The organism is Pantoea sp. FN0307, assembly GCF_050113815.1.
GTDB lineage: Bacteria > Pseudomonadota > Gammaproteobacteria > Enterobacterales > Enterobacteriaceae > Mixta > Mixta alhagi.
Genome location: NZ_JBNJSO010000002.1, coordinates 276,416 through 294,150, shown reverse-complemented (window position 1 = coordinate 294,150; position 17,735 = coordinate 276,416). Strand labels below are relative to the sequence as shown.

General features: G+C 52.3%; 22 protein-coding genes and 1 tRNA gene. 3 read left to right on the top strand and 20 right to left on the bottom strand.

What is annotated here, in order from left to right:
• Positions 1 to 5: 5 nt before the first annotated feature.
• Positions 6 to 1,022, top strand: coding sequence for a phage integrase (locus ACQE3Z_RS08880; RefSeq protein ID WP_426973390.1), 1,017 nt, complete (start codon positions 6 to 8; stop codon positions 1,020 to 1,022).
• A gap of 11 nt (positions 1,023 to 1,033) precedes the next feature.
• Positions 1,034 to 1,606, top strand: a complete 573-nt coding sequence (locus ACQE3Z_RS08875) for a hypothetical protein (RefSeq protein ID WP_426973388.1) — start codon at positions 1,034 to 1,036, stop codon at positions 1,604 to 1,606.
• 130 nt (positions 1,607 to 1,736) lie between these two features.
• Here the strand turns inward: ACQE3Z_RS08875 and ACQE3Z_RS08870 are convergent, their stop codons facing one another.
• A complete protein-coding gene (locus tag ACQE3Z_RS08870) occupies positions 1,737 to 2,780 on the bottom strand; it encodes a hsdR (RefSeq protein ID WP_426973386.1) in 1,044 nt (347 codons plus the stop codon).
• A gap of 363 nt (positions 2,781 to 3,143) precedes the next feature.
• On the opposite strand from ACQE3Z_RS08870, the gene ACQE3Z_RS08865 reads away from it, so the two are divergent.
• Positions 3,144 to 3,228: transfer RNA gene (locus ACQE3Z_RS08865), tRNA-Ile, on the top strand.
• 163 nt (positions 3,229 to 3,391) lie between these two features.
• Here ACQE3Z_RS08865 and ACQE3Z_RS08860 read toward each other — a convergent pair.
• The 19 genes from ACQE3Z_RS08860 to ACQE3Z_RS08770 all read right to left on the bottom strand — a co-directional run bounded on the left by ACQE3Z_RS08860 (position 3,392) and on the right by ACQE3Z_RS08770 (position 17,661).
• On the bottom strand, positions 3,392 to 4,342 hold the full coding sequence (locus ACQE3Z_RS08860; protein ID WP_426973384.1) for a glycosyltransferase: 951 nt from the start codon (positions 4,340 to 4,342) through the stop codon (positions 3,392 to 3,394).
• Positions 4,339 to 4,659, bottom strand: a complete 321-nt coding sequence (locus ACQE3Z_RS08855) for a hypothetical protein (RefSeq protein ID WP_426973382.1) — start codon at positions 4,657 to 4,659, stop codon at positions 4,339 to 4,341. The genes ACQE3Z_RS08860 and ACQE3Z_RS08855 overlap by 4 nt, the downstream gene beginning before the upstream one ends.
• Positions 4,660 to 5,149: 490 nt before the next feature.
• On the bottom strand, positions 5,150 to 6,796 hold the full coding sequence (locus tag ACQE3Z_RS08850; protein ID WP_426973381.1) for a hypothetical protein: 1,647 nt from the start codon (positions 6,794 to 6,796) through the stop codon (positions 5,150 to 5,152).
• Positions 6,783 to 7,349, bottom strand: coding sequence for a hypothetical protein (locus tag ACQE3Z_RS08845; protein ID WP_426973379.1), 567 nt, complete (start codon positions 7,347 to 7,349; stop codon positions 6,783 to 6,785). The genes ACQE3Z_RS08850 and ACQE3Z_RS08845 overlap by 14 nt, the downstream gene beginning before the upstream one ends.
• Complete coding sequence (locus tag ACQE3Z_RS08840; RefSeq protein ID WP_426973378.1) at positions 7,321 to 8,043, bottom strand: hypothetical protein; 723 nt, start codon at positions 8,041 to 8,043, stop codon at positions 7,321 to 7,323. Before ACQE3Z_RS08840 ends, ACQE3Z_RS08845 begins: the two co-directional genes overlap by 29 nt.
• The gene (locus ACQE3Z_RS08835; protein ID WP_426973376.1) at positions 8,033 to 8,470 is read right to left on the bottom strand and encodes a tail fiber assembly protein; all 438 of its coding nucleotides are present in this window, start codon (positions 8,468 to 8,470) and stop codon (positions 8,033 to 8,035) included. Before ACQE3Z_RS08835 ends, ACQE3Z_RS08840 begins: the two co-directional genes overlap by 11 nt.
• A complete protein-coding gene (locus ACQE3Z_RS08830) occupies positions 8,470 to 10,419 on the bottom strand; it encodes a phage tail protein (RefSeq protein ID WP_426973375.1) in 1,950 nt (649 codons plus the stop codon). The genes ACQE3Z_RS08835 and ACQE3Z_RS08830 overlap by 1 nt, the downstream gene beginning before the upstream one ends.
• 9 nt (positions 10,420 to 10,428) lie before the next feature.
• Positions 10,429 to 11,001, bottom strand: a complete 573-nt coding sequence (locus ACQE3Z_RS08825; protein WP_426973374.1) for a phage tail protein — start codon at positions 10,999 to 11,001, stop codon at positions 10,429 to 10,431.
• On the bottom strand, positions 10,994 to 12,178 hold the full coding sequence (locus tag ACQE3Z_RS08820) for a baseplate J/gp47 family protein (RefSeq protein WP_426973373.1): 1,185 nt from the start codon (positions 12,176 to 12,178) through the stop codon (positions 10,994 to 10,996). Before ACQE3Z_RS08820 ends, ACQE3Z_RS08825 begins: the two co-directional genes overlap by 8 nt.
• A complete protein-coding gene (locus tag ACQE3Z_RS08815; RefSeq protein WP_426973371.1) occupies positions 12,175 to 12,504 on the bottom strand; it encodes a DUF2590 family protein in 330 nt (109 codons plus the stop codon). Before ACQE3Z_RS08815 ends, ACQE3Z_RS08820 begins: the two co-directional genes overlap by 4 nt.
• Positions 12,501 to 14,405 (bottom strand): phage tail tape measure protein, encoded by a 1,905-nt coding sequence (locus tag ACQE3Z_RS08810; protein WP_426973370.1) that lies wholly within the window; start codon positions 14,403 to 14,405, stop codon positions 12,501 to 12,503. Before ACQE3Z_RS08810 ends, ACQE3Z_RS08815 begins: the two co-directional genes overlap by 4 nt.
• 74 nt (positions 14,406 to 14,479) lie before the next feature.
• Positions 14,480 to 14,620: a DUF6890 family protein gene (locus ACQE3Z_RS08805; RefSeq protein WP_426973740.1), complete on the bottom strand. Its 141-nt coding sequence runs from the start codon at positions 14,618 to 14,620 to the stop codon at positions 14,480 to 14,482.
• Between the two features lie 47 nt (positions 14,621 to 14,667).
• Positions 14,668 to 14,934 (bottom strand): putative phage tail assembly chaperone, encoded by a 267-nt coding sequence (locus ACQE3Z_RS08800; RefSeq protein WP_426973369.1) that lies wholly within the window; start codon positions 14,932 to 14,934, stop codon positions 14,668 to 14,670.
• Between the two features lies 1 nt (position 14,935).
• A complete protein-coding gene (locus ACQE3Z_RS08795; RefSeq protein WP_426973368.1) occupies positions 14,936 to 15,109 on the bottom strand; it encodes a hypothetical protein in 174 nt (57 codons plus the stop codon).
• Positions 15,054 to 15,416 carry a hypothetical protein gene (locus ACQE3Z_RS08790; RefSeq protein WP_426973366.1) on the bottom strand — a complete coding sequence of 121 codons (363 nt, stop codon included), beginning with the start codon at positions 15,414 to 15,416 and terminating at the stop codon, positions 15,054 to 15,056. The genes ACQE3Z_RS08795 and ACQE3Z_RS08790 overlap by 56 nt, the downstream gene beginning before the upstream one ends.
• Positions 15,416 to 15,757 carry a M15 family metallopeptidase gene (locus tag ACQE3Z_RS08785; RefSeq protein ID WP_426973365.1) on the bottom strand — a complete coding sequence of 114 codons (342 nt, stop codon included), beginning with the start codon at positions 15,755 to 15,757 and terminating at the stop codon, positions 15,416 to 15,418. Before ACQE3Z_RS08785 ends, ACQE3Z_RS08790 begins: the two co-directional genes overlap by 1 nt.
• The gene (locus ACQE3Z_RS08780) at positions 15,754 to 16,044 is read right to left on the bottom strand and encodes a holin (protein ID WP_426973363.1); all 291 of its coding nucleotides are present in this window, start codon (positions 16,042 to 16,044) and stop codon (positions 15,754 to 15,756) included. Before ACQE3Z_RS08780 ends, ACQE3Z_RS08785 begins: the two co-directional genes overlap by 4 nt.
• Positions 16,045 to 16,048: 4 nt before the next feature.
• Positions 16,049 to 16,504, bottom strand: a complete 456-nt coding sequence (locus ACQE3Z_RS08775; RefSeq protein ID WP_426973362.1) for a phage protein — start codon at positions 16,502 to 16,504, stop codon at positions 16,049 to 16,051.
• Positions 16,505 to 16,506: 2 nt separating this feature from the next.
• On the bottom strand, positions 16,507 to 17,661 hold the full coding sequence (locus tag ACQE3Z_RS08770; protein ID WP_426973361.1) for a DUF2586 domain-containing protein: 1,155 nt from the start codon (positions 17,659 to 17,661) through the stop codon (positions 16,507 to 16,509).
• Positions 17,662 to 17,735: the final 74 nt, after the last annotated feature.

Genomic DNA, 17,735 nt, shown 5'->3' with positions numbered 1-17,735 from the left:
AAAGCATGGCGGTTAGCAAACTATCCAACGGCAAATGGCAGGCGCAGGTCTTTCCGAATGGCCGAGACGGCAAAAGGATTCGCCGCCAGTTTGCAACAAAGGGCGAAGCACTTTCTTTTGAAAAATTCATCAAAGAACAGGCTCAGGATAAGCCGTGGCTGGGAGAAAAGCAGGATAAGCGCCGCGTAATCGATCTGGTTGAACTCTGGTTCAATACGCATGGCATTACGTTAGCCGATGGTGAAAAGCGACTAACGACGATGGCATTTGCCTGTGAAGCGATGGGTAATCCACTTGCTACCGAATTTAACGCGAAAATCTTTGCTGCTTATCGGGAACAGCGGTTGAGTGGAAAGATTACGCGTTCAAGCAGAGTGAAGACGGTAACACCCCGCACAGTGAACCTCGAATTGGCTTACTTCAGAGCTATGTTTAATGAATTACGCCGCCTGGATGAATGGACTGCACCCAATCCCTTAGAAAACGTTCGCGAATTTAAAATTGGTGAGTCTGAAATGGCTTACCTCACGCTTGACGAGATTCGCACTCTTCTCTCGGAATGTGAGAAAAGCCGTTCGAAGGACCTGACAACCATTGTTAAAATTTGTCTGGCTACTGGTGCGCGCTGGAGTGAGGCTGAAAGTTTGAAAGGAAACCAAATCCGCGCTGGTCAAATCATCTACGTAAAAACTAAGGGCAAGAAAAACAGGGCTGTGCCGATAACAGAAAAATTGCAGACAGAACTACCCTCAAGCAGGAAGGCGCAGCCGCTCTTTACACCATGCTATTCGGCCTTTAGAAAAGCAATGCAGCGCGCCGGTATTGAAACACCTGCAGGACAGCTAACGCATGTACTACGTCACACCTTCGCTTCTCACTTCATGATGAATGGCGGCAATATTCTTGTGCTTCAGCGGATATTGGGACACACGGATATCAAGGTAACGATGCGGTATGCACACTTTGCGCCAGATCATTTTGCTGAAGCTATGTTGCTCAATCCCCTTAGTAGAATGGAATGAAAAGGGTTTTTATGGAAAATAAAAAATACGAATATAATTTACACGAAATTCTTTGTTTAAAGACATATGCGGAAGCGTTTGAAGCCTATCGGGTTGATGACTATGACAAAGAGATCACTGTGTGGGCGGAAAGAGAAATTATATCTGGCAATGACTCAGATACGTTATTGATTCTCGCCTCACTGAATTTAGATAAAGAACCTGATCCCTATGAGGTGGAACGTTATCTATCGGCTTACATGCGTGAAAAAAATCTTCATATGCCTGGGCTTGGCGAAAGTTCAGTTGTTTGGCTGAGAATTAAAACATGGTTTTTACTTCATGTTGAGTCTTCGCAAGAGATTGAACTCAGGCTACATCAAATCCCAGCCTTTCCGTTAGGCTCAGACTCCCGCTTAGCCAGTAGAATTACCTGGCAGTATTATCACTTACACGAAGAACTTTTTGATGATTGGGGCCCTGAATACCCTTCCAAAGCTTCAACTATGAGTGAGTCAGAAATCCGTGATTTTGTGGGGTGCCGTGTGAAGCCCTACTATCGGATCCTCTGCAACCCCGATTGGGTTTGGCTTCTGGCACGCTAGGGCTTCGTTATAAACTCATTATCACTGTCGGCTATGTGCCAAGAGCGGACTTTAGTTGTTCAGAAATCACCCTCATATCATGGTCGGTTTGTGTCGCTCACTTCAACTTAGGCTGGAGGATTGATTAAATTTAAGTTGCTTGGTGCAAAAGATTATTAGTACTACAGAATATGCAACCCTCAGTTAAACTGTGTGCAGGTACATCAGTGCTCCAGCGTAAGCAACGTTCACACTGTTCCACATATTCATGAACACTAAAACAGCCCGTACAGATAAAGTTGTAATATAGGGATGTAAAGGGACATACAGAGTCAATGCGTAAACAGATCGAACAACCCGCCGCATCGGATTCATCTCGGTCATCGACAGGAGTTGGATTGAACGCTTCATAACGGCTAGATTTATAACCGCAACTGCCGCACTTAAAATCATCATTGCCGGTTTCCATCATTACGGCTTCACCGCATTGCGGGCAATCCAGGTCCAGAAATACATCTTGCTTATCACATACAAGGCAAGTTTTGTCATAAATAGAGATCTCAGGTATCAGCATCTGTTTCAGTGCGGCAGCGTAGCCGCAGAAACAACAATCACTGATAGATTCACCCTCCCTGATTGCGGCTGCGAGTTTTTCCTGCACGGGTGGATGCAAAAACTTTGCTCTCGCATAGAACTCACTGTTGTGCAGAATTCTCCTTTCGTATTCTGCAAGCGTCATGCTTAGCTCATAGCCGAACAGCGAAGACCACTTTTCACAAATAAGCCGATTAAGCGCAAACCAGGCATCTGCCTGTTCAGTAAGCACTTGCTGCTGCTCCCCCTTACTAAGCTCATTATGGTAGAAATGGACAACCCTGTTACGGTGATTTTTGACCTTGTTAAAGACAATTGCTGTCTTCTTATCAAGCGGTTTTTCCAGTACATCAGCTAAGCGGGCACAGGCCTCATCATAGGTTACAGACTGAAAGTCACCTGCAAGATACCTCCGGCGCTCTATCTTTTTGCCAGAGCAGGCCAGAGTCCAGTGTTCGTTCACCAGAGGCACCTTAATCATGATTTCAACAGCTGTCCAGAAGCTTACAACTGAGAATTTAGTCTGTCCCGCCTGAAGTTCCTCACACGCCTTATTCAGAAAATCCAGTCCGTTGTTAATAAGCGCTTCAATATCCTGCATCAGTCTAGGCCTCTTATCATTTTCTTCGTATATCATTCACACTCTTAAAACAATAACGTTGTAATATCGGCTACCCGTTTTGATAAATGCAAGAACCACTCGATCTTCTTCAGTCCATTATCCTAGAGCCAGTAAATCCAACTCTCGGCCGTTAAGTGTAACATTAACTGATTGGTAAGAAAATTTGGTTAACGTCTGCTCCTCGCTCAAACCTGCTCTTCAACCTTATCTTTTGTTCTTTTATTGTTTGCAGAAAAAGAAAAATAGAGGATTGAGAATTCACCATTGATTGGCAGCAAAGTGGCAGCAGAGCGAAACGCTATTCAATACTTTCTATCACTATTCGGCTTCAGGAAAACTTAAAAATCAGTAAGTTACTGATTTTATTCGCCTCAGATTGGGACTCATAATCGCTTGGTCGCTGGTTCAAGTCCAGCAGGGGCCACCAAATTTTAGCTGTTAAATCAGCAACCTAGAGCCACTCTTCGGAGTGGCTTTTTTGTTCCAAAGCCAATCGCCTCTTTCTGCCCTCCCAAAATGTCAAATGTTACTATTCAAGTTTAGCTATGTACTAAAACAATCTTATGCTGTTCGGTGTTTAACTAGCTGTTTTATATTGAGATTAATAGCTGACGAGCCAACTTAAGAAAGAAAAACAAATCACGAGGAGTACGTATACCTTGCGCTATGGTCAGTAGCGATATGCGTTTTCGAAACTGTTCTTTCAGACCTTTTCTGTCTAGTACTTTACGTTTATACAAGCCAAAAAAATGGCGGCACTCGTTGAGGCTATGCCGAATCAATGCTGATTTGACTGTTTGATTCTCAGGCCGGTTGGCTAGTTCAAGGAAAGATGAGACTACGTCGATATAACTTATTGCCCTGAAGTCATGATAATCATTACGATTTGTTATAGAGGCAGGATTAAAATGATATATGTAATCTTTCTCCGGACGGATTAGGAAACTGCCGCCGTGAGTTGCTAATTCTGCTGTCCAAAGGATATCTTTATGGCTTCTGCCGGTCTGAAACTTCAGGCCATGTTTGCGGATAAACTCAGAGCTGATTGTCTGCAGCCAGAGATAGTGTGGCCATTCCCGGCAATCAACTGAGTGATTAATCCAGTAAGTCCCACTGATGATAGTATTATAAGGTTGTCTGGTATGAACAGCCCTGGCTTTAGTAATATCTCCTCCTGAGCGAAGAGCATTAAATATTACAACGTCTGCTCCCGACTGTTCAGCGATCCTCAGTCGGTTAGCAATAAAATCAGGAGAAACTGAATCATCGGCATCAAGAAACATTACCCAGCGGCCACGATGTACCGACAATGCCGCGTTACGGGCTGCATATACCCCCATGTTTTCTTGAGTTATTACCCTTAGACGAGAATCGTTAAACGTTGCAAGAACAGCAGCCGTATCATCAGTAGAACCATCATTCACGACGATGATTTCAAAACTGTTTGAAGTTTCTTTAAGAAGGGAATCAAGGACAGTTTTGATGTGTTCCTGCGCATTATAGGCAGGGATAATAATAGAAGCGTCAACCATTTCCGTCATTGTTTAAACCTATGATTGCCCTTATCAGATTTTTCTTTAATATCATTAACAAACACTCGATAACAGGTTTCGCACATATCTCGATCTGTATCTGTCACCCTTTCCAACAGACTCCTTTTTTTATTGCATTTTGAACAATATTTTTCGGCTATCATTTTGTGATTTGTCATTTCTAAATAAGACTTCGTTAAAGTTAATAATAACGTATTACAAATATATTCAACAACTCTAAGAGTTCGATAATCTTCTGCTGCAAAATTCACTCTGCGCTTATAAAGAAGAATCTTGACAACACCATATAAAAACATTAAAGCCATACAACGAACTTCAGTTTATCCTACGCGCTTAGGCCGCGCTCTGCCAATAATGTTACAAATTTCCAGCGCTGTTAGAAACATGCTTTAGATTCACCCAAAATATTTTCATTGATTTATCATTAATTTAATCATCACTGTACTCCTCGCTCGATCGGGTTTACTGAAAAAACCTTTTCAGTTGCGGTTTTTACGCGGAAGCCTGGTTACGACGCGAACTGGCAGTATGGTTTGTAAAAAAAGAAAACTGAAATAACTTTTCAACACGAAAACCGCAGGCGGGTGCGGTGTAGTGCCATTTTCGTCACCTCCTTCGTGATTTCGTGGCGCTGCCGCTGCGCTGGTGATTCCACAGCGATACGACCCATTTAATGCCACGCCGTGCCGCCTGTAAGCAAAAGCGCCCCGCACAGAAGCGCTGGCTACGTTTTACGGGCATAAAAAAGCCCGCGCAATGCGGGCATGATGAAAAGCGATTTGATTATTGGCAAGCTTACCCAATAACGGGTTTATATTTCGTCTGGAGTCCTGCGGCACTGGTGCCGGTAGCGCTGATGGCGCTGGCGTTCTGCGGCGCTCCCGTGCCGCTGTGCGTATGGCTGGCCGTCTGCTGCGCCAGCTGCTGGATTATGTCCAGCGTGTCCAGCATCAGCTGCATAACGTTGATGGACTGACTGCCAACCCACACCACCGGCGCAATAACCTCCTGTCGTGTGCCTGCAATGCTCTGCCGCAGCTGCGCAATTTTTTCCGTCAGGCTTCCGCCTGCCTGCAAGCTGGCATCCTTCGCAATAGTGGTCACCAGATTACCACCGCTGGCCAGCGCATAATCCCCGCTGGCTATATGCTGGACAGCCCCGGCCATCAGGCTGGCCGTTCCCAGTACCGTGGTTTTATCCGTAGCCTGAACCGTGGTTTCACGTGCGACCAGCATGCGGGTTTCATCATCGGCGGTGATAACCCGGCTCATGGATAATTCACGAATAGTCTGGTCTGTCTGCCGCTCCCAGTCCCCCGCGACGGTGACGCGTTGTGAGACACCCTCACGCTGCTGTTGCAGCTGCTCGCCGGGCTTTATGTCCGGCAGACTGTTCCCCTGCGCCAGCGTCTGACGGATAAAGGGCTTATCCGGGCGACCGTCCGTAAACGCCACTTCAACCAGCGTTCCAGGTGGCGGAAACTGAAACATGCCGGATTCATTACCGGCCATCGGCACTGGCAGCGGCACAGCGGGATAAACTGGCGTATTAGCTGCGGGCTTGCCGTCTGCATCTAGCAGTTGCAAATCCACGGCATAGCGCGGACGAAAGGGATCGGCAATATTACCGCTGGCCACGTTCTCCGCTGGCGCTTCAACGCGGGCAAATTTCGGCAAATGCTGACCGCTGGCCAACTCCGGGTACGCGCTTTCAATCTGCCTGACCAGCGGGCTTTTTATCTCAAACGGTCTGGCAACAGTTTCCCACGTCAGCGTCATTTCATCATTATGCAGACGGATCTGGCGCACGCGTTTTTCGTTCACCTCCACGCCCGGACGCAGGGACGGCACCAGCGGCAGCGTCACAGAATCACCTGCCGCCACACCCTGGCTGAACTCGGCAGGGATGGTCACCGGCTTACCGGCAAACATGCCGTGCGCTGCGCTGCCCACAAATACGTCGCCACCGGGCAACTGATACCAGATACAGTCATCAATGCCGAACGACGGACCTAATGCGGCCAGCAGCTGGTAGCCGGTTCCGCTGTGCGTAAAATGCGGGATCGGTTTATCGGCATACGCAGCATCATCCGCCAGGGTAAAGGTCAGCCCGCTTTGCTCCGTCAGCCAGTCGGTAATGGTACGCAGCGTGGGATGCTGGAAGCTGCACGGCCACGGCTTGTCAAAGATACCGACCAGTTCACGCACAAACAGGCGCTGACAGCCGTTTTCTGCCGGCTGCGTTCGTTCCACATAACCGGTAAACCAGCGGTACAGCTGGTCGGAATACCCGACGTCGATGCGCACTACCTTGCCGGTATAGTCCGTTTCAGTCTGCGCGGTAATAAAGCCACGCCCACAGGCGCTCAGCTCCAGCACCAGCTGCAGGTCTGCAAGATGCACTTCGTCCATCGATAAAAAGAGACGTTTAACTGACCGCATCGCTGTCCCCCGTGTTGCCTAATGCGATATCAATAGGCTGCAGTACCTTGCGCTCAAACCATGAGGTCCGCTCTTTTTCCCCTTCGCCGTCGATTACCTGTGCCTTGCCGTTTTGACCCTGGGCCTTTGCCGTCTGTTTGCTGTTGGCGCGGGCCTGTTTTTTCTCCGGCACGCTGACGTATTCGCGCAGCGTGAAAGAAACCGTCCAGGCCATTTTCCCGTCCTGCTGGGGTGCTTCGATCTGGCCGCTGAAAGTCGCCTCACGAAGATTAACGGCGGTGGCGGTCATATTAGCCACACGGTAGACCTTCAGTTTTCCGCTGTCAGTGGTCGCGGACCCCAGCTCAAAAATCCGGCTCAGCACTTCAGGCTTGCTGAACGGCACCAGCCCGCTGATACGCAGCTCTTTCGCTTTGATGCCCTGCTCGGAACGGGCGGTGCTGGATGACTGCCCGGACTGGTCTTTTTCCTGATACTGCATGGTAACCGTAACTTTCATATCTTTGAGCGGCACCGCTTCGCCATCAAGCGCCAGCGTAATTATCTGCGTCATAAATCATCGTCCTTAATGCGTCCAGTTCACCCACGAACATCATCGCCACGCAGTAAACAGAGGATGTCGCTGGAATATCCCGCAGCATCTCCGAGGCTGTTGTGTTGAGACTGCCGGTGCCGGTAAAAACCCATGCATCCGCGCTTTTACCTTTCAGTTCGTTCAGGGCTTCATTAATGCTGGCCAGCGCCGTATCCCGAGCCTTGCTGAAGCTGGTCAGCGCATCAGCCATGCCTGCCAGACTGGCCCCCGCGCCCGCTTCTGCTTTCGCCGCTGTAATCCGAGCTGCGTTCAACGCCTGACGGCTGGTTGATACAGACAGCGGCTGCGCGGCGGGCAGTTCGTTTGCCGCCTTTGCCGGGATCTGCATCCGCGTAACGGCCAGCTCCGCCGCCGCCTGGGCCTGTCGCCTGACCTGCGTAAATGCCGGGACCGGAAACACGGAAGTCAGCGCATCCAGATTGCTCATAAACTCCGACTGCGTATCAGCGCTCACCATGAAAACAACCACATCAGCAGAGTCTGCCTGGCCGGACAGCTTACCGGCCAGATAATTTACGGCGTTCTGCGGACTGAGGTAAACGCCGGTTTCAGCAGACTGGCCCAGCCCATAAATCCACGGATGCGCCGGAACGATTGAGCAGCTCAGCGCGGCCATTTCATCCGTAAAAGCTATCTTTGCCTTACGCCACATCGTCCGGTGCCTCTGGCCACTCGATATCTGGCGCTGTGCTGGTATCGACCCGGTTTAACATCACGCGGTATTTTTTCCAAGCTGTCAGTAGAGCGGCCTCGTCATCGGTAGCCATGCCGAGTTCTACTGCATCCTGCAGCGTATTTATGATGTCTGTCGCGACCTTCATAGAGTTCACCTTTTCCAACTGAGCAACCTTTTCTTCTTCTTCGCGGGTTGGCGCAGGACGTTCACGCAAAACAGGATAGCCATTATCATCTGCTACAATAACTTTTCCTTCACTCTGACCGTCCATTAATTTTTGCTGGTCTTCACTTGTGATTTCAATCACATCATCAGGTAAGCCATCGCCTGAATCTTTATAAACATCGATCATCTCTTTTAGATAAAAACCACCTGTAGTAGCGCTGTATAAATAATTATTCATCAGTACCCCTTAGCTATTAGCGTAAAAATACCGTTTGCATTATTTGCATATAAAATACATCCAGTTTTGCTATATGAAGGAACATAGATAGCTGAATCTGAATCATTTCCATGCCCTGCGCCGTTATAAGAAATTACTACACCTGCACAAGCATTTGGGAAAGCCACTGGGAAAGTTACATTGGCATTTACCCTATTCCCAACGCTTATGCCACTCATAACAACCTCCATCACACCAGTAGTGCTGTCCTTTGTTACAAGCCGACTCGCGGTTTTGATACTGATACTGTTTTTTAAGTTATAACGCGCGTCGCTTTCGGCTTTTGTATATGCCTGGCCTGCGGGTGTATAATTGCCTTTCGCCTGATAGCGGGCATCAAAATTCACATATGAAGTAGGTGTTACAGCACCCGAAATATTTACCGATTTGTTACAGGTAATAACGCTACTTAAAACGATATTTGTATCGTATTTATAATTCTGAAATGCACATCCATCATTATTGTCAGATCCTGCCCCAATATACCATCGCGGGTTATTATCCGTATCTCTCGCCTGTATATATACTCCACGACCTTTTGGCGCTATTAACCTCAGTGCCAGCCCTGGGTTATTTATCATTAATTCTCCAGTAACCTGCCCTCCTGCACTGCTTATATCAAACAGCCACGCTGACCAGCTTTTATTAGCAGCATTGTAAAAGCGGCGATAGCACACATTAGAATTATACGGCCGGAATTCTTGCGTACAGCCTTCAAAACCATTTGCAGCATTCTGAATAACATCCAGCGCACCGGCGACGCCTGCCTGCGGCGGATAGCCGTTAGCCTCCGTTGCGTTAGCACTGACTGGCTGTACGTACCGGCCGAATTTAGTACCGGTTAGAGTATTGATATTAATTGTGCCAAGATTGCCGCCGTCAGGAATTGCAGCCGCATCAGTGGCCGAAATGGTAATATCACCACTTAATGCCTTGCCGTTAATTTTGCGCGTTGCCGGTACAGCTTCAGCTTTGCTGTATACGTCCAGCACCTTACGTGCTGCGGGAATATTAGCCACGTCCTGCAGGTTTTTATCCTTGCGCATGTAATCACTGCTGGCTTGCTGCTCAGACAGTGCCCCTTTAGGCCGCAGGTCAGTGATAACGCCATTTTCGTCAATGCTGGCCAGCGCAAAAACATAATGCTTAACACCGTTCTGCTCATAGTCTGACAGGCTGGCGGCTACCGTGACTTTTTGCTCAACCGTCCATGCACTGGTCAGCGTGCCGCGCCAGCAGACATCCAGCCAGACTTTAACCGGCTTGGTGGTAACGGTAATATTCTGGTTCGTCGCCAGCTCCGCCCGCAGGCCCGCCACATACCCCGCGCCTTTGGTCACGAAATACTGCGTGCCTGTTTTGCCCACCAGCCAGCCGTTGCCGAAAAAGGCTCCGGGGCCGTAAATATCGATATTCTCCAGCCGCTGGCGTTCGTCCATGCCCATCATGCGTGCAGTGAAATCGATCTGCCACGTCTCGGCGGGCGTACTGATTGCCGTCTCCGTCTGCGCGCCGTTGAACTCCATCAGAAACGAACGCGTCAGTACGTTGCCCTGCTGTCCCGCCGTGGTTTTGATCTTCTGCTGCAGCGGAGCATGAACAATCATCGCCAGCGTGCCGCTGGCCTTGTTCATCAGACCGATCCAGTTAAAAGAGAAATCACCGGTTTCCGCGCCCAATACCACTGAATAGACCACGGCATTTTCATTCACTACGCCCGTGCGGCTAACCGCCTGACGATGCACAATCTGCGCCTTATCCGGCAGATCTTCAGCGCGGTCAATCGGCGCATCGGTATCAAGGTCCGGCACGTTGGCGAAAACAAACTCATCCAGCCCCACCGCCCCGCCATTAACGGCCTGCTGCGCTTTCCACTGCTCAAATGCTGTTGTGATTACTGTCTGACTCATTCTTTGTCCTTAAATTTTTGCCCCAAATACCGTGCTAACGTCCGCTTCAGCCAGCCTTGCTGGATAGCAGACGTACTCTCCCTGATTCCAGCCCGCCCGCAGCGCCAGCCCGTCTACCGTCATCACCTCAAACTGGTAACGGCGACAGGTTCGCCCGTACTGCCTGATGATTTCCAGCAGCAGCTGGGCGTTTGATGAAACCTGGTTATCTGTGACGCGAACCAGGATAACGTCCCAGTCGATGCCCTCCTGCCGCTCCAGCAGCTCCACATAGCCGATACCCAGCCGTTCGAAAATGCTGATAAATCCGGCCACCGAGCCCGCGTCGCGCGCATTGACGAAGGCGTAAGCCACGCGTTTGCGATACAGGCTCAACGGCTCGCCGTTGAAACGCGTAATATCGCGCTCATAGGCCAGCAGATTAAGCAGCGGCTCCGCGCAGGTCAGTGGGTTGAGCTGCTTCAGCGGCCAGTTCGCCCAGTTCAACACGCGCTGCCAGAACGTCGTGCAGGCGCGCAGCAGTTTGGCCGGCTCGCCCTTGTCCATCCAGGAGGGCAGCGTCAGTTTCTGAAAGTCAGGCATCTTTAATCTCCACCGTCAGCGATTTCAGACGCGGCACGTTCAGTTCACTGATGATGTCCGGTAGCGAGAACGCTAGCGAATCGATACCCGGGAACGCAGCGTGCAACTCTTGCCCCAGACGGGAGAAGGAGAAGCGACTGTGCGGCCAGGTGCGCGTAACGTCATAGTCACCATTCTCGCGGAAGGCGCTGCGCACCAGATTTTCAATGCCACCGGCAAGCGCACGCCGTTCGTCATCGCTCAGGTTATCCGGGTTAACTACGTAAGCCGTGATGGTCAGGTCATGCAGCGTTTCTGGCATAGCGAAGCACTGCATATCATCGCCGTGACCGTGGTGGCCCTCATCGTTGATGTAGCGGTTCACCGCCTCGACAAACGGCTGCGACGCCTCGCCGCTGTCGAGCAAAATGTAAGCATTAGCGGTGCCGGGACCGCGCGGCGCGTCATGCCTGAAGTAAATGCGGTCGATACTCAGTCCGGCGACGGCGGCGATCATCGAGCGGTATACCGCATCGGTATGGTAGTTGCCGGTCAGATTGAACTGATTGCGGATGCGCTCGCGCAGTTCATTATCCGATTCCTCGTCAGCGCCCGGGGACAGCAGCCAGTCGTCCTCATTAACGGCATGAGAGATGCCCGCCACGGCAACCGGCAAAATACGGTAATAGCCCGGAGCCAGGTTCCAGGCGCCGCCCGCGTGCTCCGCCTCGACGGGAACCAGCGCGTCAGCCGCACCCGCCGGGATAGTGGTGTCCGCCGTCACGCTCAGCACGTAAACCACGCCATTGATGCGCTCCGTCTGAATCAGCGTGCCGGCGTTCACCGTTACCGCCTGCTTCGCATCTGTTTTGTAAAAACGGATCGCACCGCTGGCTTTTACCGCGGGCTTGGCCGTCAGGTTGACGCCCCATGCCAGTAGCCGCAGCATTTGTCCGCTGGCGGTGGCAACAAAGGTGTTGGCCAGCACACCATTCACCAGCGCCTCTTTGATCCACAGCACCGGCGTGGTGACGGTGGTCGAGATCAATCGCCAGAACGGCGACATGCGCGAGGTGTTGGTAATCAGCCCTTCGGCCTTCACTACCGCCTGAAACTCTGCGGCGATCGCCGCTTCGGTCACCGGCATGCCGTTGTCGGCCAGCACTTTTTCAAAATCGACGACAGGACGCTCAGTCATATATCCACTCCCAGCGAAATGCGGCCAAAATCCCAGGTCTCAGCCGTGATCCATAATCTTGTGGGCGATTCTTCGGTAATCGAAACCGTGCCCGGAATAATGCGTTCATCGTCCTCCACCAGCAGCACCATTTGCGTGATAACATCGGCGCGCAACACCGGGCTGCGCTCGGCGACCAGCCGCGTAGCCAGCCCGCTTTCAATCAGTGCGTGAACAATGTCCTGCCCAATGCTCACGCGGTTATTGCACAGCACCGGCTCCGCGCCGGCGTTGAGCGTGAAATCACCTTCGGTGATCAATAAATCGATATACAGTGGCTCCGTCATGCCTGTAGCTCCTGCCATTCCCTTAGCTGCCCCGGCGTCATGCCGTTATTTACATAAATGGTCACGCTGCCGATATGTCTGCTGTTGTCCGTTACGCCTGGATAGCTGTTGTTAGGGTTTATTCCCCCACCGCTACCGACGCTGGCTACCTGTCCGCCCGTCAGCGCTGTTGGCGGCGGCGGCGGAGGTGACGGCGGCGGGCTATTCGGGATCGCCGTCGCCTTAATATTGATGCCGGGCAGCACGTTGAGCTTGTCTACGATCCAGTTGTAAGTGCTGCTAAACGTATTCTTTATCGTGTCCCACAGTTTGCTGAACAAGGTGCCGATGCTGGAGGCGATATCCGTCAGGCCCTGCAGCGGTGAAACGCCCTGAAACTGCTGACACAACCACTGCCAGCCAGCGGCAATACCGCTCCAGATGGTCGTGAATACATTACCGAGGTAGCTGATGTAGCTCATCAGATACTGGAACGCGGAAGTGTTCATTACCGCAGCTTTGATGTCGTTCCAGTGGGTGATCAGCAGGTAAAAACCCGCAGCCAGCAGAGCGACAGCGCCGATGATCAGCAGGATAGGCCACGACATAAAGTTGATCGACACGCCGGCCAGCACGGCGGCGATGCGCACCGCCAGCAGCACGCCGCGTATAGCACGTAACGTCACGTTCCATATCATCATCGCTTTCTGCGCCAGCCATATCGCGCCGGTGTAGATTTTGGTGACGGCGGTCAACGCCCACCAGGCGGCCTGAACACCCAGTATGACCAGCCGACCGGCACCCATCACGATATTCACCGCCGAGCCGACCGCCATAAACGCCGTCACAGCCAGCGCTGCATAGCCCACCAACTGAGCGATAATCGGGAACATTTTCATCCAGTCAGCCATCTGCTGCCCGCTGTCCACCAGCGTATTCAGAAGTTGATAAAGCACCGGCAGCATCGTCAGTCCCACCGCGATGCTAATCACATTCCAGATCGCAGATAAACGCTCCCAGGGGCTGGTCAGTTTCTCCGCCATACTCTGCAGCTGCGCCATTCCCTTGCTGCTGCCCAGCGCATTAATATGTCCCTGTAGCGCGTCGACATGCCCATAAAGCTGCTTTATGACGCCTGCGCCGCTGCCGAACGCCGCATCCAGCTCTAACTGCGCTTTCAGATTGCCGTCGATGGACGCGCCATATTTATCCTGCAGCGCTTGCAGCATCTGTGGCATCGACAGCAGGCTGCCGTTGGCATCGGTAAACGAGAGTCCCAGCTTTTCCGCCCCCTTCGCCGCGTTGGATAAAAAGTCCTGATAGGCGCTGCCCGATCCTGCGCCCAGCGAAGAGTAGAGATCACCTATCACCGCCAGTTGCTCGTTAAGGCTGATGCCAAAGTTGCTTCCTGCGCTTTGCGCGCCCTTCATCATCGCGGTGATGTCATTCAGCCCGACGTCGAAAGCTCCGCGCATATAGGCCATTTTTCCGGCCAGCTGCTCGGCAAACTGTGCATGACCGACGATGTCAGCCTCAGCGCGAAAATTGCTGAACATCTGCCGATAGAAATTAGTGGTCTCTTCCGTTGTAGCACCCAGCGCCTTATTCATTAAACTGGCGACGTTAGTCACTTTCGCCAGCCCGCCGTCGTCCAGCCCGTCGATTGCGGTGCGGATCTGCGCCGACGACTTCACATACTCATCGGCGGCGGTACCGTATTTCATGGAGAAATCCAGCGCCTGCTGCGATATCAGCGCCAGCGCGTTGTTGCTGACGCCGTGCGTCGAGGCGTCCTCCATCGCGTTAAACATCTGGATCGCCGGTGCCAGCGCGCTCTGGAGACCGCTGCCGAGTCCCTTCAGGTCGTCAACGCCGTTTTTAATTTGGGAAAAGGCCTCTCGGCCTTTGTCCTTAAACACCACTAACGCTTCCTGAGACTTTTTAAAAGATCTCGTTATTTTTTCAATCAGGCTTAATGTCAAATCCATCTGTTTCGTTACTCGCCTTTAAATGCCAACGCAATTCCGTTTGCCACGGCGACGCGTTGATTTTCCCAGTGACGATTATCAAGCCATATGGCACGGGCCAGATTTTCCGGATCGTCATTTTCATGGGGCAAATAATGACGCCGTAATATCAGATATTGCTCCAGCCCGTTATTCTCGATAGCGCGTACCCGCGCCGTCAGTTTTTTAAATCAATTTCCAGCTTGGGTACATATTGCGTGTTCACTACATCCACAATTTGCAGCGCCGCACCAGGCATCTCCAGCAGTTCGTCCAGCACCTCTTTGCATTCGACGGTAACAATGCGGCGCAGGTAGTTGTTTGCAGGAGAAATTTTATTGTCCATCGACATTTCATTGATAAATTTATTATAGGCGATGGTATTAGGCTCAAATACCAGTTCTTTGCCCGCCACGTTCATTTTGATTTGTACAGCTTTAGCCATGTTATATTCCTTTACGTTGATTAATTTCATCTACCAGCGCGTTATGGCGCGCGGCGCATTCTGAATAGAGCTGCATCCAGTTAATTAACTGCTCTGCTAATACTTTTCCGGTTGCGCCGTTAAGGCGCGGGATATTTACCGGACATTTTGTTTTCAGGTTTTCCTGATAAGGCACGTTCGGTATTTTCTGCAGTGGCGTTGTACATCCGGATAAAATCATCAGACACGCACACGTGAGTAAATACCGGCTTAACGATATCGGTATGGATCGTTTTTGGCGTGGCATTTTTCAACGCCTCCAGCTTTTCTTCCAATGCTCTGGCATTCCGGCCGGAGGCGTTTTGCATTTGCTGCAGCGCGTTATTTCCGGCACGCTGCGCCGCCTGTTCAATCACCAGCGCCGTACTGTCGCGCTGCCAGCCAGATATTTTCCAGCCAGCAGCGAATGCGGCGATGACGGCGAGCGGCCACAGATAACGCATCAGCGCACCCCGTTATGCTCCAGGCTGAAGTGATTGCCGTCCGGGTTTGAGACAAAGCGCCCGCCCCAGCTGCCTCCCAGCGACTCCCAGTATTCGCCCAGCGGCAGATAATCTTCCGTGCGGGTCTTGTACTCCCCGTTTACCAGCAGATTAAAGTCGACCGCCAGCCGCTGCGTATGCAGGCTGTTGCTGATGCCTGCGCCACTTTTCGCATTCAGTGCCGCCTGCTGCGGTGTGCGGTACGCCTCACCGTAGGTCAGGCAGTAGCCGTGCGCCTGTGCCCAGAGGATCAACTGCGCGCTCATCACTGCAAAGCGCGCCTGTTTTTCGCTTAAGGTCATTGGTCATTCCCTTTCGTGATGCCGATGCGGCGGCGCAGCCAGACTTCAACGCCCTGCTGGCCGGCGATGCCCATCGCCGAACCAATGCCCAGCACCGCCAGCATCGGCAGCTCCGGCACGAAATAGAGCACCGCTCCCGCCGCGACGGTCAGCGCGCTGCCCAGGATCACGCGACCGAAGACCACCCGCGAGGTAATCGGGCCGCCCTCTGCCAAAAGTTTCCCCAAGGCGATTACGCCTCCCATCAGCACCAGCATATAAAAGCTCTTTTCATGCTCCTGCATCATGCGTTTATCCGATCAGGTCGCGCACGTCATCGTCGGACAGATAAGGAATGCCGTTGATGCGCACAAAATCAGGGCTGGTCACTACAAACTTGATCTTATGGGTCAGCACCGCGCCGCCTTTAGGATCGTTGTCAAGCAGGTTGCTGACTGAGAACTTGCAGCCGAACGCTTCGATTTTCAGCTCTTCATTACCCGCGCTGCCGTAGAACATGATGTCGACCGGTTCGATACCGCGCCAGCTGCCGGCACGGCGCGCCACCGCCGTCAGCTGCTGAAACGCTTTGCTGCTCAGCTCCACTTCACCCTCGGCGGAGACATCGCCCGACACCCAACCGTCCGGCACGCCGCGAGACTGCGCGGCGGCGGTGTTGTCGGTAATATCCAGGGAGATTTTCTCCATATGGATAAGGTCGCCATCGAAACGGACGTCAACGGACTGACCGGAAATTCTTTTCGCCATGGTTAATTGCTCTCCGTAAGGCTGGCATCAAGCAGCAGGCTGACAGTGATGTCTTTTGGACATTCATAAGGACGCACCACGATATAAATCGCGACTTTTTCTTTCGACTGCCAGCTGATGGTCACATCGTCATCCTGCGGCGGTTTGACTTCGCCAGAGAAGGTGACGCCGTTAATCTGCCCGGCGCGCGCCATTTCGCGCAGCGTTTTGGCGAACAGCGACTGATGCGCGGCGATGCTGCCTGGCGTGCTGTTCAGTGAACGATCGCCGATCTTCGCGATAGCCTGCAGCCTGACGCGACGCGCGACTTTATCGACGATGCGCACATACTCGATCACCTGATAGTCGCCGCCTTCCACATCCAGCGTGCGACCGTCGGCCCAGTAAAAGCCGTCATAGTCGGGATACCACATCGGCACGCTGTAACGTTTCGCCTCCAGCGCTTGCAGCGTCGCCAGATCCAATACCGTGCCGTTGCCGTCGACTGGCAGATCGTCGCGGCCCAGCGCCTGTAGCGCACCCGTCGCCACGCGACAAGGACTATCGGCGATGGTGACCGCACGATTACAGAGTCGACCGGCCAGCACGCCCGGCTCATTGCCGAACAGGCGCGGCACCAGCTGCACCGATGACGCGGCGATGCTTTCCTGTAGCGCCGATAGACGCTCTACGTAATCCGCCCAGGCTTCGCCCTGCTGCGGCTCCTGCACCGCCAGGATGAACCAGACGCGGCGGCCAAACTTAGCAAGCAGCTCGTCACGCAGCACGGCGGCTTCGTTGATCGCGGCTTTATTCGCAATAGCGTCGGTCAGCACTACCCCTTCCACGGAGGCAACGGTCTGCGCGTCACGAACGGCCTGCGCCCAGGATTCCGTTTCCACAGTTTTATTGTCGCCATCGCCGGTTTCGGTGGTGCCTAACACGCGCACATAGGCGCTCCAGTTTTGCCCGGCGTTAAGCATCGCCGCGTTCAGCATGCTTTTCAGCGTGCTGTCGCCCTCGCCGAGCAGGGCGTTAAAATCGGTTTGCGTGTTGACAGGCAATACTTTCCCGGCGTTTTTACCGCCAGTTCCGACAAACAGCAGAACGCGCTCAATTTCATCAGTTTCGCCCTGAAGCTGATTAATCTGGTTAATCTGTACAGAAGGCCACGTCATAATTTTTCCTTTACATCTCCTACATCAACATCCCAGTCTGCGCCGTCAGCTGCTGCCGACGGACAGACGCCTTG

Excerpts from the sequence above, each read along its gene's own strand:
- ACQE3Z_RS08835 (WP_426973376.1), bottom strand. The coding sequence starts at position 8,470 with ATGAATAATTATTTATACAGCGCTACTACAGGTGGTTTTTATCTAAAA.
- ACQE3Z_RS08875 (WP_426973388.1), top strand. The coding sequence starts at position 1,034 with ATGGAAAATAAAAAATACGAATATAATTTACACGAAATTCTTTGTTTA.
- ACQE3Z_RS08790 (WP_426973366.1), bottom strand. The coding sequence starts at position 15,416 with ATGCGTTATCTGTGGCCGCTCGCCGTCATCGCCGCATTCGCTGCTGGC.
- ACQE3Z_RS08860 (WP_426973384.1), bottom strand. The coding sequence starts at position 4,342 with ATGACGGAAATGGTTGACGCTTCTATTATTATCCCTGCCTATAATGCG.
- ACQE3Z_RS08840 (WP_426973378.1), bottom strand. The coding sequence starts at position 8,043 with ATGTGGCGTAAGGCAAAGATAGCTTTTACGGATGAAATGGCCGCGCTG.
- ACQE3Z_RS08780 (WP_426973363.1), bottom strand. The coding sequence starts at position 16,044 with ATGATGCAGGAGCATGAAAAGAGCTTTTATATGCTGGTGCTGATGGGA.
- ACQE3Z_RS08880 (WP_426973390.1), top strand. The coding sequence starts at position 6 with ATGGCGGTTAGCAAACTATCCAACGGCAAATGGCAGGCGCAGGTCTTT.
- ACQE3Z_RS08800 (WP_426973369.1), bottom strand. The coding sequence starts at position 14,934 with ATGGCTAAAGCTGTACAAATCAAAATGAACGTGGCGGGCAAAGAACTG.
- ACQE3Z_RS08855 (WP_426973382.1), bottom strand. The coding sequence starts at position 4,659 with ATGGCTTTAATGTTTTTATATGGTGTTGTCAAGATTCTTCTTTATAAG.
- ACQE3Z_RS08820 (WP_426973373.1), bottom strand. The coding sequence starts at position 12,178 with ATGACTGAGCGTCCTGTCGTCGATTTTGAAAAAGTGCTGGCCGACAAC.
- ACQE3Z_RS08870 (WP_426973386.1), bottom strand. The coding sequence starts at position 2,780 with ATGCAGGATATTGAAGCGCTTATTAACAACGGACTGGATTTTCTGAAT.
- ACQE3Z_RS08770 (WP_426973361.1), bottom strand. The coding sequence starts at position 17,661 with ATGACGTGGCCTTCTGTACAGATTAACCAGATTAATCAGCTTCAGGGC.
- ACQE3Z_RS08815 (WP_426973371.1), bottom strand. The coding sequence starts at position 12,504 with ATGACGGAGCCACTGTATATCGATTTATTGATCACCGAAGGTGATTTC.
- ACQE3Z_RS08845 (WP_426973379.1), bottom strand. The coding sequence starts at position 7,349 with ATGACGCAGATAATTACGCTGGCGCTTGATGGCGAAGCGGTGCCGCTC.
- ACQE3Z_RS08775 (WP_426973362.1), bottom strand. The coding sequence starts at position 16,504 with ATGGCGAAAAGAATTTCCGGTCAGTCCGTTGACGTCCGTTTCGATGGC.
- ACQE3Z_RS08825 (WP_426973374.1), bottom strand. The coding sequence starts at position 11,001 with ATGCCTGACTTTCAGAAACTGACGCTGCCCTCCTGGATGGACAAGGGC.
- ACQE3Z_RS08850 (WP_426973381.1), bottom strand. The coding sequence starts at position 6,796 with ATGCGGTCAGTTAAACGTCTCTTTTTATCGATGGACGAAGTGCATCTT.
- ACQE3Z_RS08785 (WP_426973365.1), bottom strand. The coding sequence starts at position 15,757 with ATGACCTTAAGCGAAAAACAGGCGCGCTTTGCAGTGATGAGCGCGCAG.
- ACQE3Z_RS08830 (WP_426973375.1), bottom strand. The coding sequence starts at position 10,419 with ATGAGTCAGACAGTAATCACAACAGCATTTGAGCAGTGGAAAGCGCAG.